7 protein-coding genes are annotated in these 13,547 nt (G+C 71.7%); all 7 read right to left on the minus strand.

The genetic code is table 11. From position 1 onward, the window contains the following. Positions 1-195: 195 nt before the first annotated feature. Complete coding sequence (locus ACSUPV_RS17950; RefSeq protein WP_037760861.1) at positions 196-1,401, minus strand: DNA polymerase III subunit delta'; 1,206 nt, start codon at positions 1,399-1,401, stop codon at positions 196-198. An 86-nt stretch (positions 1,402-1,487) separates the two neighbouring features. After that, positions 1,488-4,748, minus strand: a complete 3,261-nt coding sequence (gene tmk / locus ACSUPV_RS17955) for a dTMP kinase (protein ID WP_359788787.1) — start codon at positions 4,746-4,748, stop codon at positions 1,488-1,490. 154 nt (positions 4,749-4,902) lie between these two features. Next, complete coding sequence (gene topA / locus ACSUPV_RS17960; RefSeq protein WP_037760867.1) at positions 4,903-7,737, minus strand: type I DNA topoisomerase; 2,835 nt, start codon at positions 7,735-7,737, stop codon at positions 4,903-4,905. A gap of 246 nt (positions 7,738-7,983) precedes the next feature. Then, positions 7,984-8,181 (minus strand): hypothetical protein, encoded by a 198-nt coding sequence (locus ACSUPV_RS17965; protein ID WP_031115961.1) that lies wholly within the window; start codon positions 8,179-8,181, stop codon positions 7,984-7,986. A gap of 249 nt (positions 8,182-8,430) precedes the next feature. After that, complete coding sequence (locus ACSUPV_RS17970) at positions 8,431-9,960, minus strand: DUF7059 domain-containing protein (protein ID WP_037760872.1); 1,530 nt, start codon at positions 9,958-9,960, stop codon at positions 8,431-8,433. A 177-nt stretch (positions 9,961-10,137) separates the two neighbouring features. After that, positions 10,138-10,725, minus strand: a complete 588-nt coding sequence (locus ACSUPV_RS17975; RefSeq protein WP_031115964.1) for a hypothetical protein — start codon at positions 10,723-10,725, stop codon at positions 10,138-10,140. 193 nt (positions 10,726-10,918) lie between these two features. After that, positions 10,919-13,324 carry a sodium-translocating pyrophosphatase gene (locus ACSUPV_RS17980; protein WP_031115965.1) on the minus strand — a complete coding sequence of 802 codons (2,406 nt, stop codon included), beginning with the start codon at positions 13,322-13,324 and terminating at the stop codon, positions 10,919-10,921. Positions 13,325-13,547: the final 223 nt, after the last annotated feature.

The raw sequence follows: 13,547 nt of genomic DNA on the forward strand, positions 1-13,547 counted from the left end.
AGCGTAACTCTGCGCGATGGAATGGATGCCGTGCGTGCGTGTCGCGCCTCGTACGAGTGACGCGGTCAAGCCCGCGAGTGCTTCGTCAGCGGGGCAGGAGTGCCGCATGGGCGGTGCGACAGTGGCTCGTGAGCGATGCGCGATGCCTCGTCGGCGGGGCAGGAATGCGCCTCGTGAGCGGTGCGGGCATTTTCCTCAGCCCGCTCTGAGCGCCATCGTCATCGCCTCCACCGCGAGCAGCGGCGCCACATTGCGGTCGAGGGCGTCCCGGCAGGCGGCGATGGCCTCGATGCGGCGGAGCGTGGACTCCGGGGAGCTGCCGCGGGCGAGGCGCTCCAGGGCGTCCTCGGCGTCCGCGTTGGCGATGGCCACGCGGGAGCCGAGCTGGAGGGCGAGGACGTCGCGGTAGAAGGCCGTGAGGTCAGTCAGGGCGAGGTCGAGGCTGTCGCGCTGCGTGCGCGTCCTGCGGCGCTTCTGCTTGTCCTCCAGGTCCTTCATCACACCGGCGGTGCCACGCGGCATTCGGCCGCCCTGCGCCGCTCCGAGGGCGGCCTTCAGCTCCTCGGTCTCCTTGACGTCCGTCTCCTCCGCGAGCTGCTTGGCGTCCTCGGCGGCCGCGTCGACGAGCTCCTGGGCGGCCTTGAGCGCTCCGCCGATCTCCTCCACGCGCAGCGGCAGCCGCAGCACGGCGGCGCGGCGTTCGCGCGCGGCCGGGTCGGTGGCGAGGCGGCGGGCCCGGTCGACGTGGCCCTGGGTCGCGCGGGCCGCCGCCGCCGCGACGGCCGGCTCGATGCCCTCGCGGCGGACGAGCATGTCGGCGACGGCGTCGACCGACGGCGTGCTCAGGTTCAGGTGGCGGCAGCGGGAGCGGATCGTCGGCAGGACGTCCTCGATGGAGGGGGCGCACAGCAGCCAGACCGTGCGGGGGGCGGGTTCCTCCACGGCCTTGAGGACGGCGTTGGCCGACTTCTCGTTCAGCCGCTCGGCGTCCTCGACGAGGATGATCTGCCAGCGGCCGTTCGCGGGCGAGGTGAACGACTTGCGGACCGTGTCGCGCATGTCGTCGGCGAGGATCTGCGTGCCGACCGCGGCGACCGTGGTGACGTCGGCGTGCGTGCCGACCAGAGCCGTGTGGCATCCGTCGCAGAAGCCGCAGCCCGGGGCTCCGCCGAGCGCGCGGTCGGGGCTGACGCACTGGAGCGCCGCCGCGAACGCCCGCGCCGCCTGGTTGCGGCCTGCTCCCGGCGGGCCCGTGAACAGCCACGCGTGGGTCATCTTCGACGCCTCGGGCGGCGGGGCGTCGGCGGCGGCTGCGGTGACCAGGGCGTCGGCGTCCCGGGCGGCAGCGTCCAGCTGCTCGCTCACCCTCTCCTGCCCGACGAGGTCGTCCCACACGGTCATGGGTCACGCCGCCCTTCCGTCATGTTCTGCGGTGCGGGATCCATTGTGGGGGTGGGCACTGACAGTGCCGGACGAGGCCGGAGGCCTCAGCGGTCCCGGCCGCCCCTCCCACGGCGCCCGCGGCCCTCGTCCTGCTCCTCGTCGTGCGGTCCGAGCAGTTCGTCCGCCAGCGACGGCAGGTCGTCCAGCGGCGTCTCCTCGGCCCAGTCGGAACGGCGGCGGCGCGGCGCCCCCTCGGCGTCGATCTGGGGCAGCTCCCGCGTACGGTCCTCCGTCCCGTCGGGCCGGGCGGTCGGGGCAGCCTCGTCCCGGAAGTAGCCGGGCGGCACCCGGTCCGCCGGCCCGTCCCCGCGCACAGGGGGCAGCACGGCCGTCTCCTCGGCATCCCGGACGGGGGGCAGCACGGCCGTCTCCTCGGCATCCCTGACCGGCGGCAGGACGGCCGTCTCCTCGGAGTCGCTCGGGCGAACCGGCGGCAGCACCTCCGTCTCCTCCCCCGCCCCCGGCGGAACCGGCGGCTTCGGCAGCTCGGCCGTGACCTCTGCGTCGGACCCGCCCGAGGCCCGGCCCCGACCCTGCTCCTCGTCCCGCACGGGGCGCAGCACGGTCGTGTCGTCCGCCGCGCCGCCCGGTGTCACCACGGGCGTCGGCACGGTCGCCGCGTCCTGCCCCGCCTCCGGAGCGGAGGGGCGCTCCGGCGCGGGGCTCTTGGACATGGAGATCTTCGGCCCGGCCTCGGCCGCGGCCGCCGCCGCCTCCGCGAGCCGCCGCGCCTCCTCGGCCCGCAGCAGCGCCTCCTCGGCCTTGCGCTGCTTCTCCAGGCGGAGCGCCTCGGCCTCGGCACGCAGCCGGGCCTCCTCCTCGGCCTGCTTGCGGCGCCGTTCCTCCTCGGCCTTGCGGCGGGCCTCCTCCTCGGCCCGGGCCTTCTCCTCGGCGAGGAGCCGAGCCCGCTCCTCCTCGGCCTTCCTACGCGCTTCCTCGGCCCGGCGCCGGGCCTCCTCCGCCTGCCGTTCGGCCTCGCGGCGCTGCGCCTCCTCCAGCTCGCGGCGCTTGCGCTCCTCCTCCTCGGCGCGCAGCTTGGCCAGCTGCTCCTGGCGCTCGCGCTCCAGGCGCTCCTCCTCGGCCTTGCGGGCGGCCTCTTCCTCGGCCTTGCGGCGGGCTTCCTCCTCGGCCTTCTTCCGGGCCTCCTCGCGGGCCTTGATCTCGGCCTCGGACAGCGGCAGCACCTGGTCGAGGCGGTGCCGGATGACGGTCGTGACGGCCTCGGGCTCCTGACCGGCGTCCACCACCAGGTACCGCCCGGCGTCGGCCGCGGCCAGGGTGAGAAAACCGGCCCGCACGCGCGCGTGGAACTCGGCGGGCTCCGACTCCAGCCGGTCGGGCGCCTCGGTGAACCGCTCGCGCGCGGTCTCCGGGGAGACGTCCAGCAGCACGGTCAGATGCGGCACGAGTCCGTTCGTCGCCCAGCGGTTGATGCGGGCGATCTCCGTGGGCGACAGGTCACGGCCCGCGCCCTGGTAGGCCACGGAGGAGTCGATGTACCGGTCGGAGATGACGACCGCGCCGCGCTCCAGGGCGGGCCGTACGACGGTGTCGATGTGCTCGGCCCGGTCGGCCGCGTACAGCAGCGCCTCCGCGCGGTGCGACAGACCCGCGCTGGACACATCCAGCAGGATGGACCGCAGCCGCTTGCCCACCGGCGTCGCCCCCGGCTCGCGGGTCAGCACGACCTCATGGCCCTTGGCGCGGATCCACTCGGCGAGCGCCTCGGCCTGCGTGGACTTGCCCGCCCCGTCGCCGCCCTCCAGGGCGATGAAGAAGCCGGAGGTCGCGGTCGCCTGCTCGGGGTCGTCACCGCCGAGCAGCGCGTCCCTCAGGTCCTGCCGCAGGGGCACGCCGGAGCGGTCGTCGACCTTGGCCAGCACCAGCACGGCCACCGGCAGCAGCAGCGCGCCGGCCAGCATCAGCGTGAACGCCGCGCCGCCGTGCGCGAAGACGAACTTGCCGCTCTCCAGCCGGTGCGGTCCGATGGCCGCCGCCACCACGGGAGCGATCACCGCGCCGAGCGCCACGCAGACGCGGACGACCGCGTGCAGGTGCTCCGTCGTGCGGGGCCGCCGGTACTCCTCGGTCTCCTGGTCGATCAGGGTGTGCCCGATGTTGGCGGCCATGCCCGCGCCGGCACCGGCCAGCGCGAGGATCAGCAGCACGCTGGTGACGTCCGGGACCAGACCGGCCGCCAGCAGCGCGACACCGGTGAAGGCGATCGCCAGCGCGAGGAGCCGGCGGCGCGACAGGGCGGGCAGCAGGCGCGGCGCCGTACGGATGCCGATGACGACACCACCGGTCAGCGCGCCCACGAACAGTCCGAACAGGACCGGGCCGCCGCCCAGGTCCTTGGCGTGCAGGACGGCCACGGCGACGGCGGCCGACACGGCGGTGGCGACGGCGGCGCAGGCCAGCACCAGCAGCGGCATGGCGCCGGTGCGGCCCTTCTCCGCGCCGGTGGTGGTCTTCGGGCGGCGCAGCCCCTCCAGCGGCGACCGCGCGCGCGGGGTGCGCGTGGCGGGCAGCTCCAGGAAGGTCAGCACGGACAGGGACGCCGCGAACAGCCCGGCGGCGACGTAGGAGGCGAGGGCCGCCTGGTGCTGGGCGAACCAGTCGATGCCGGCGCCCAGCAGGTTGTTGAAGAGGGCCGCGACGACGAGGGCGACGGCCGCGAGGGGGATCGCCACGAAGCCCGTGCGCAGCGAAAGCCGGCGCAGGGCGTCCATGTGGTCCGGCAGCGGCCGGACGGTCGCGCCCTCCGGCGGCGGGGCGGGCAGCAGGGCGGGGGCCGCGCTCTCGCGGCACACCGTCCAGAACCGCTCGGCGACCCCGGTCACGAAGGCGGTGACGAGGAGGATGGCCGGCGCGTCCTCGGGCGTCCAGTCGATCCACAGGGGCGCGACGATGAGCAGCGCGGCGCGCAGCCCGTCCGCGCCGACCATGGTCCAGCGGCGGTCGAGCGGGCCGTCCTGGGAGGTGAGCGCGGTGAGCGGCCCGAGGAGCACGGCGCCGAACAGCAGCGTCGCGAGGATGCGCACCCCGAAAACGGTCGCCACTGCGAACGCCACGCCTCGGTAGCCGCCCCCGAAGGAACCCTCCGCGATGGACGCCTGGAGGACGAGGACGACCAGCACGAGGAGCGCGAGGGTGTCGCCCACGCCTCCCACGAGCTGGGCGCTCCACAACCGCTTCAGCTGCGGTCGGCGCAGCAGGGCGCGGACGGCGCGCTCGCGGGAGTCCGCGACCAGGGCGTCGTCGGGGGCCGGCTGAGGGGCCGTTGGATGCTCGGCTCGCGTCATGCATTCAGCCTATCGGGCGGCACCGACACCACGGGGCGCCCGGCCTGGCATGCGCACGCCCCGACACCGAAGTGTTGCCGGGGCGTTCGCTTTCCGAACCCTGGGCGAAGACCCGGACCTTGACCTCAGCGGCCGGTCCGGGGCCCGAACGTCCTCAGTCGTCCGCCGACTTGGCGGCGGTCGCCGTCTTGGCGGCCGTCTTCTTGGCGGTGGTGGTCTTCTTGGCCGTCGCCTTCTTCGCGGTCGTGGTCTTCTTCGCCGCGGTCTTCTTGGCCGCCGTCGCCGTCTTCTTCGCCGGCGCCTTCTTGGCCGCCTTCTTCGCGGTCTTCTTCGCCGGTCCCTTGGCGCGCTTCTCGGCGAGCAGCTCGAAGCCGCGCTCCGGGGTGATCGTCTCGACGCTGTCGCCGGAGCGCAGGGTCGCGTTGGTCTCGCCGTCGGTGACGTACGGCCCGAAGCGGCCGTCCTTGACGACGACGGGCTTCTCGCTGACCGGGTCGGTGCCGAGCTCCTTCAGCGGCGGCTTGGCGGCGGCCCGGCCACGCTGCTTGGGCTGGGCGTAGATCGCCAGCGCCTCCTCCAGCGTGATCGTGAAGAGCTGCTCCTCGGACTGGAGCGAGCGCGAGTCCGTGCCCTTCTTCAGGTACGGGCCGTAGCGGCCGTTCTGCGCGGTGATCTCCTGGCCCTCGGCGTCCGTGCCGACGACGCGCGGCAGCGACATCAGCTTCAGGGCGTCGTCGAGGGTGACCGTGTCCAGGGACATCGACTTGAACAGGGACGCCGTGCGCGGCTTGACCGCGTTCTTGCCCGTCTTGGGGGTGCCCTCGGGGAGGATCTCCGTCACGTACGGGCCGTAGCGGCCGTCCTTGGCGACGATCGTGTGGCCGGTGCCCGGGTCGGTGCCCAGCTCGAAGTCGCCGCTGGGCTTGGCCAGCAGTTCCTCGGCCAGCTCCACGGACAGCTCGTCCGGCGCGAGGTCGGCCGGGATGTCGGCGCGCTGGTGCTGCTCGGTGTCCTTCTCGCCGCGCTCGATGTAGGGGCCGTAGCGCCCCACCCGCAGCACGATGTCGTTGCCCACCGGGAACGACGACACCTCGCGCGCGTCGATCGCGCCCAGGTCGGTCACCAGTTCCTTGAGGCCGCCGAGGTGGTCACCGTCGCCGTTGCCGGCCTCGGCCGCGCCGCCGTTGTGGGTGCCCTCGCCGAAGTAGAACCGCTTCAGCCACGGCACGGCCTGCGCCTCGCCGCGGGCGATGCGGTCGAGGTCGTCCTCCATCTTGGCGGTGAAGTCGTAATCGACGAGCCGCCCGAAGTGCTTCTCCAGGAGGTTGACCACGGCGAAGGACAGGAAGGACGGGACGAGTGCCGTGCCCTTCTTGAACACGTAGCCGCGGTCCAGGATCGTGCCGATGATCGAGGCGTACGTCGACGGGCGGCCGATCTCGCGCTCTTCCAGCTCCTTGACCAGGGAGGCCTCGGTGTAGCGGGCCGGGGGCTTGGTGGCGTGCCCGTCGACCGTGATTTCCTCGGCGCTCAGGGGGTCGCCCTCGGAGACCTGGGGCAGCCGGCGCTCGCGGTCGTCGAGCTCGGCGTTCGGGTCGTCGGCGCCCTCCACGTAGGCCTTCAGGAAGCCGTGGAAGGTGATCGTCTTGCCGGACGCGCTGAACTCGACGTCCCGGCCGTCGGAGGCGGTGCCGCCGATCTTCACCGTGACACTGTTGCCGGTCGCGTCCTTCATCTGGGAGGCGACGGTCCGCTTCCAGATCAGCTCGTAGAGCTTGAACTGGTCGCCGGTCAGTCCGGTCTCGGCGGGAGTGCGGAAACGATCACCCGAGGGGCGGATCGCCTCGTGGGCCTCCTGCGCGTTCTTGACCTTCCCGGCGTACGTCCGCGGCTGCGGCGGCAGGTAGTCGGCGCCGTACAGCTGCGTGACCTGGGCGCGGGCGGCGGCGACCGCCGTGTCGCTCAGGGTCGTGGAGTCCGTACGCATGTACGTGATGTAGCCGTTCTCGTACAGCTTCTGCGCGATCTGCATCGTGGCCTTCGCACCGAAGCCGAGCTTGCGGCTGGCCTCCTGCTGCAGCGTCGTCGTACGGAACGGGGCGTACGGCGAGCGGCGGTAGGGCTTGGACTCGACGGAGCGGACGGCGAACCGGGTCTGCTCCAGGGCGGCGGCCAGGGCGCGCGCGTTCGCCTCGTCGAGGTGGAGGGTGTTCGCGCTCTTCAGTTGTCCCAGGGAGTCGAAGTCGCGGCCCTGCGCGACCCGCCTGCCGTCGACGGTCTGCAGGCGGGCGACCAGCGACGACGGGTCCGACGGGTCTCCGGCGCGGCCGGTCGCGAAGGTGCCGGTCAGGTCCCAGTACTCAGCCGAACGAAAGGCGATGCGCTCGCGTTCCCGCTCGACGACGAGACGGGTGGCGACGGACTGGACCCGGCCCGCGGACAGCCGCGGCATGACCTTCTTCCACAGGACCGGCGAGACCTCGTAGCCGTAGAGGCGGTCGAGGATGCGGCGGGTCTCCTGGGCGTCGACGAGCTTCTGGTTGAGCTGGCGCGGGTTGGCCACGGCGGCCTGGATCGCGGCCTTGGTGATCTCGTGGAAGACCATCCGCTTGACCGGGACCTTGGGCTTGAGCACCTCCTGGAGGTGCCAGGCGATGGCCTCGCCCTCGCGGTCCTCATCGGTGGCGAGGAAGAGCTCGTCGGACTCCTTCAGCAGGTCCTTGAGCTTCTTGACCTGCGCCTTCTTGTCGGCGTTGACCACATAGATCGGCTGGAAGTCATGGTCGACGTCCACACCGAGGCGGCGGACCTCGCCGGTGTACTTCTCGGGCACCTCGGCGGCGCCGTTGGGAAGGTCGCGGATGTGCCCGACGCTCGCCTCGACGGTGTATCCGGGCCCGAGATAGCCCTTGATCGTCTTCGCCTTGGCAGGCGACTCGACGATGACGAGTCGGCGGCCGCCCTTCGCGGTCTCGCTGGTCGGGGACAACTTCGCTCTTCTCTCCGGTCGACGCTGGGGCCTCCCCGGAGTCGCTTACCGGGGCTGGGTACGTGGTGACGCTGCGGAGTGTGACGGTACAGCCCGCCCCCGTGTCAAACGGGAAAAGCCCGCAACGGCCACTCGAACGGTAACCCGACTACCACCATTCCTGCCGCCCGGAGTACCCGGAGCAAGCCCGGCCCCGTGCGGAGCGCGACCCCCCGGTTACGGGCGGGCACGGCTCCGGCCCCGGGCTCACAGGCGGGTGAAGCACCACGCTCCGACCGCCAGGGCGAGCACCGCGACGACGCTCGCGAGGGTCGCCGACGCGACCGGTCTCACCCCGTGGGCGACGGGCCGGTGCTGGCGCACGCGCGTCACGGTCCAGACCAGCAGTCCCGCTCCGAACAGGGAGAACACCGCTCCCGCGAAGATCGCCGGTTCGCTCTCCATGGCCCGCCGTGCCCCTTTTCTCACGTCCGTGACTCCCCAGCCCCGGGAGGCTGACACGCGTGGGCGGCGAGCAGGCGAACCCGAGGTGAACTCCAGGGCGACACAGCTGTCGATCAAGGACGTCCAGCCCCTCACGACCCCTTTCGGACGAGGTGTTCAAATCGACTCGAATTTGTTGGCGGCCTCCTTGGCCCGAACCTTCTCCGGGGCCCTCAGACGGCTTCCTCGGCGCAAGCCGCTCCGGGACCCTCAGCCGGCCGGCTCCAGGAACCCCTGCTCCACCAGCAGCCGGATCTGCGCCGGGGTGCGGTCGCGCAGCAGCACCGGGTCCTCGCCGACCAGCTGGGCGATGGCGTCGAGGATGCGGCCCGCGCTCATCGTGCCGTCGCACACGCCCGCGAAGCCCGCGCCGACCGTGTCCACCCGGGTCGCCCGGCGCATGCCGCGGTTCTGGCGGAGCACCACATGCTCCGGGTCCTCGGCGCCGGGCAGCCCGACCTGTTCCTGCACGATCTCGGCGGCGAGCCGGAAGTGCCCTTCGAGCAGGGCGGCGTCGTCGTGCTCGCGCAGGTAGTCGAGCCGGTCGAAGTGGTTCCGGATGGTGTCGCCGAGCGGCTGCTCGACCGGATGCGGCCACTCCTCCACCGTGAGGGAGGGCACGGCGGCGTCCGTCCTTCGCAGGGTGATCCAGCCGAAGCCGACGGCCTTCACCTTGCGCGCCTCGAACTCGTCGAGCCATGCGTCGTACCGCGCCTGGTACTCCGCCACGTCGCCGCGGTGGTCGCCCGCGTCACGCAGCCACAGCTCGGCGTACTGGTTGACGTCCTGCACCTCGCGCTGCACGATCCACGCGTCGCAGCCCCGGGGCACCCATGACCTGAGCCTGTCCTGCCAGTCCTCCCCTTCCACGTGCTGCCAGTTGGCGAGGAACTGCGCGAACCCGCCCTCGTTCAGCCGTTCCCCTGCCTCCTGAACGAGCGTGCGGCACAGATCGTCCCCGCCCATCCCGCCGTCGCGGTAGGTGAGCCGGGCACCGGGCGAGATCACGAACGGCGGGTTGGAGACGATCAGGTCGTACCGCTCGTCGTCCCGGACCGGTGCGAAGAGGGAGCCCTCGCGCAGATCGGCGGCCGGGGCGCCGGACAGCGCCAGCGTGAGGGCGGTGATGTGCAGGGCGCGCGGGTTGAGGTCGGTGGCCGTCACCCGGGTGGCGTGCTGCGCGGCGTGCAGGGCCTGGATGCCGGAGCCGGTGCCCAGGTCGAGAGCGGCGGCGACGGGCCTGCGGACGGTGATGCCGGCGAGGGTCGTGGACGCGCCACCGACCCCGAGGACGACTCCTTCGTCGCGCCGGCCGATCCCGCCGGCGCCGCCGACGGCGCAGCCCAGGTCCGACACGATGAACCAGTCCTCGCCGCCGGGCCCCCCGTAGGGGCGCACGTCCACGGCGGCGGCGAGCTCGTCGCCGCCGGCGGGCAGCAGCCAGCCGCTTTCCATGCAGGCGTCGACGGGCAGGACGTCCGCCACGCGCGCGTGCGGCACGGGCTGCTGGAGCAGGAACAGCCGGACGAGCATCTCCAGCGGCGTGTCCCCGCGGGTGGCCCGGAGCGCGGGCACGGTCTCGCTCCGGGCCAGCGCCGCGTACGCGGGGGCGCCGAGCAGTTCGAGCAGTCCGTCGGCCGTGAAAGAGGCGGCGAGCAGGGCGTCCCGGAGCCGGGCGGCGACCTCGGGACGGTCGGTGGAGGGCAGCGGGGGCAGGGGTGACTGGCTGGCGTTACTCACGCCCCCATTGTGGCCGTCGGCCCCGGCGCCGCACGTGCCTGGACCGGGTATCGCGCGCGTCTCTACCGGGTATCGCGCGCGTCCCTGCGGGGTGGCGGCCCGGGCCGCGGCTGCGGAAGTTCACATCCGCCCCGGAGACCACCCTCAGCCCACAGGGCACACCCCGGCCCAGCGCACTCAGCTCTGGGTGGCCCCCGCCGACGCCGTGGCCGCCTTGCAGCTGGACTGACGGGCCATCGCCTGGCCGACCTCGCCCTCCTCCAGGTTCCGGAGCGCGTCGTTCCCGCTCTTGCTCAGCTTGTCCAGCTCGGTGGCGATGTCCTTGAGGCCGTCGGCGAACTTCCCCTGGTCCTTCGTGTCCAGCGCGTCGACCTGCTTCTTCAGGTCGGCGTAGGACGAGGAGATCGAGTTGAGCTCCGTGACCGCGTCCTTCTGCTTCTTCTCACCGTTCTCGACGTCCGGCGCCCCGGCCTTGTTCACCGCGGCCCCGATCGCCTTGTAGGCGTCGGACATGTCCTGGAAGGCCTGCGCGTCGGTCTTCTGGACGTCCTCCGGCGTGCTGTTGTCCGAGGTCTCCTTCTGGATCGCGGCATTGGCCGACTCGATCTTCTTGGCCTGCGGCTGTACGGCGTCACAGACCTGCTTGGCCCAGGAGTCCAGCTTCTCGTTGTCGTCGCCGCCGCAGCCCGACAGCGCCAGTACCAGTACCGCACCGCCGGACAGTGCGGCCGCGAGCTTCTTGTTCACCGGTTTGGTCCCTTCCATGGCTCTCGGCCCCGGAACATACACGCCAGATGCACGGCAACCGCACGCCGAACGTCTATTAAGACCTTTTTGTAACCTTTTGCACCAAGCGAGAGAAGGCTCACGGCGTGCTCGTGTACACACAAGAGCGGGCGCGCGTCGCGCCAACGCGCGCCGCCCGCCCGCACCTTGAGCTGGGGCTTGAAGGACCTCCCTACGAAACCACCGCCGGGTCGGCCGACTTGGGCTTCGGCTCGGCGTTGCCTTCGTCACCCATGGCGATCCCGCGCCGCTTCGACACGTACACCGCGCCGACGATCACGAGGAACGCGATGGCCGCGATCAGGATCCGTACCCCGATGCTCTTGTCGGCGCCGTAGGAGAACTTGATCACCGCGGGCGCGATGAGCAGCGACACCAGGTTCATGACCTTCAGCAGCGGGTTGATCGCGGGACCGGCGGTGTCCTTGAAGGGGTCGCCGACCGTGTCGCCGATGACAGTCGCGGCGTGGGCCTCGCTGCCCTTGCCGCCGTGGTGGCCGTCCTCCACCAGCTTCTTGGCGTTGTCCCAGGCGCCACCGGAGTTGGCGAGGAACACCGCCATCAGCGTGCCCGCGCCGATCGCGCCCGCCAGGTAGGCGCCGAGCGCGCCGACGCCGAGCGTGAACCCGATGAAGATGGGCGCCATGACGGCGAGCAGGCCGGGCGTCGCGAGTTCCCGGAGCGCGTCCTTCGTGCAGATGTCGACGACCTTGCCGTACTCCGGTTTCTCGCTGTAGTCCATGATCCCGGGCCGCTCCCGGAACTGCCGCCGCACCTCGAAGACCACGGAACCCGCCGACCGCGACACAGCGTTGATCGCCAGCCCCGAGAAGAGGAAGACGACCGCCGCGCCCGCGACGAGACCCACGAGGTTGTTGGGCTGCGAGATGTCCATCATCAGGCTCATCGGCGCACCCGGCCCGGACAACTCCTCGCCCACGTCCCGCGCGCCGGTGATGATCGCGTCCCGGTAGGACCCGAACAGCGCCGCCGCCGCGAGCACGGCCGTGGCGATCGCGATGCCCTTGGTGATCGCCTTGGTGGTGTTGCCGACCGCGTCCAGGTTGGTGAGCACCTGCGCGCCCGCGCCCTCGACGTCGCCGGACATCTCCGCGATGCCCTGGGCGTTGTCGGAGACCGGCCCGAAGGTGTCCATCGCGACGATCACGCCGACCGTGGTGAGCAGGCCGGTGCCGGCCAGCGCCACCGCGAACAGCGCCAGCATGATCGACGTACCGCCGAGCAGGAACGCCCCGTACACGCCGAGGCCGATCAACAGGGCGGTGTAGACGGCGGATTCGAGACCGACGGAGATACCGGCGAGGACGACGGTGGCCGGGCCGGTGAGCGAGGTCTTGCCGATGTCCCGGACGGGCCGGCGGGTGGTCTCCGTGAAGTAGCCGGTCAGTTGCTGGATCAGGGCGGCGAGCACGATGCCGATGGCCACCGCGACGAGCGCGAGGATCCGCGGGTCGCCGTCCTTGCCCGTGATCGCCGTGTCCGTCACGCCGTCCAGCTCCGAGTACTTCCCCGGCAGGTAGACGAAGACGGCCACCGCCACCAGCACGAGCGAGATCACCGCGGAGATGAAGAACCCTCGGTTGATGGCGCTCATGCCGCTGCGGTCGGCGCGCCGCGGCGCCACCGCGAAGATGCCGATCATCGCCGTGATGACACCGATCGCCGGCACCAGCAGCGGGAAACCGAGCCCGGCGTCGCCGAAGGCCGCCGAGCCGAGGATCAGCGCGGCGACCAGGGTCACGGCGTACGACTCGAAGAGGTCGGCCGCCATGCCCGCGCAGTCGCCGACGTTGTCGCCCACGTTGTCGGCGATGGTCGCGGCATTGCGCGGGTCGTCCTCCGGAATGCCCTGTTCGACCTTGCCGACCAGGTCGGCGCCGACGTCGGCGGCCTTGGTGAAGATGCCGCCGCCGACCCGCATGAACATCGCGATCAGCGCGGCCCCGAGACCGAATCCCTCCAGCACCTTCGGCGCGTCGGCCGCGTACACCAGCACCACGCAGGAGGCACCGAGCAGGCCGAGGCCCACCGTGAACATGCCGACCACACCGCCGGTGCGAAATGCGATCTTCATCGCTTTGTGCGAGACGGCGGTCAGATCCTTTTCCGGCTCGCCTGCCGCCGGGGTCGCTTCACGCGCCGCCGCGGCGACACGCACATTGCTGCGTACGGCGAGCCACATGCCGATATAGCCGGTGGCCGCCGAGAACGCCGCTCCGATCAGGAAGAACACCGACCGTCCGACTCGCTGATTCCAGTCGTCCGCGGGCAGCAGCATGAGCAGGAAGAACACGACGACGGCGAATACGCCGAGCGTGCGCAGCTGGCGTGCCAGATAGGCGTTCGCGCCTTCCTGGACCGCTGCCGCGATCTTCTTCATGCTGTCGGTGCCCTCGCCCGCCGCGAGTACCTGGCGCACCAGGACGCCCGCGACCGCGAGCGCCGCCAGCGCGACGACCGCGATGACCACGACGAGAACGCGGTTGCCATCGGTCAGTACGGCGGCTGCGAGGTCTGTGGGATGGCCCGACTGTGGTGAGATGGAAAGCCCCGCCATTCGTCCTCCTTGACGCTTGGGCTGAGCTCAAGATGTGGACGGGATTGTAGGTACCGGAACCTGATCAAAACAGAGCGCGATAAACGGAATTGGCCTTCTGAGGTAATGCCCTGAAAGCATTCTGGTACTGCCGCGGAGCACGCGAATGATCGTGAACGAATTCACGCGATGAACGGCACAGGAACTACTGTAAAGGCGAGCACTGACACCCGCACATGGCGAA

The organism is Streptomyces sp. SudanB52_2052, assembly GCF_964272415.1.
Lineage (GTDB): Bacteria > Actinomycetota > Actinomycetes > Streptomycetales > Streptomycetaceae > Streptomyces > Streptomyces olindensis.

Excerpts from the sequence above, each read along its gene's own strand:
- ACSUPV_RS17950 (WP_037760861.1), bottom strand. The coding sequence starts at position 1,401 with ATGACCGTGTGGGACGACCTCGTCGGGCAGGAGAGGGTGAGCGAGCAG.
- tmk (WP_359788787.1), bottom strand. The coding sequence starts at position 4,748 with ATGACGCGAGCCGAGCATCCAACGGCCCCTCAGCCGGCCCCCGACGAC.
- ACSUPV_RS17965 (WP_031115961.1), bottom strand. The coding sequence starts at position 8,181 with ATGGAGAGCGAACCGGCGATCTTCGCGGGAGCGGTGTTCTCCCTGTTC.
- ACSUPV_RS17975 (WP_031115964.1), bottom strand. The coding sequence starts at position 10,725 with ATGGAAGGGACCAAACCGGTGAACAAGAAGCTCGCGGCCGCACTGTCC.
- ACSUPV_RS17980 (WP_031115965.1), bottom strand. The coding sequence starts at position 13,324 with ATGGCGGGGCTTTCCATCTCACCACAGTCGGGCCATCCCACAGACCTC.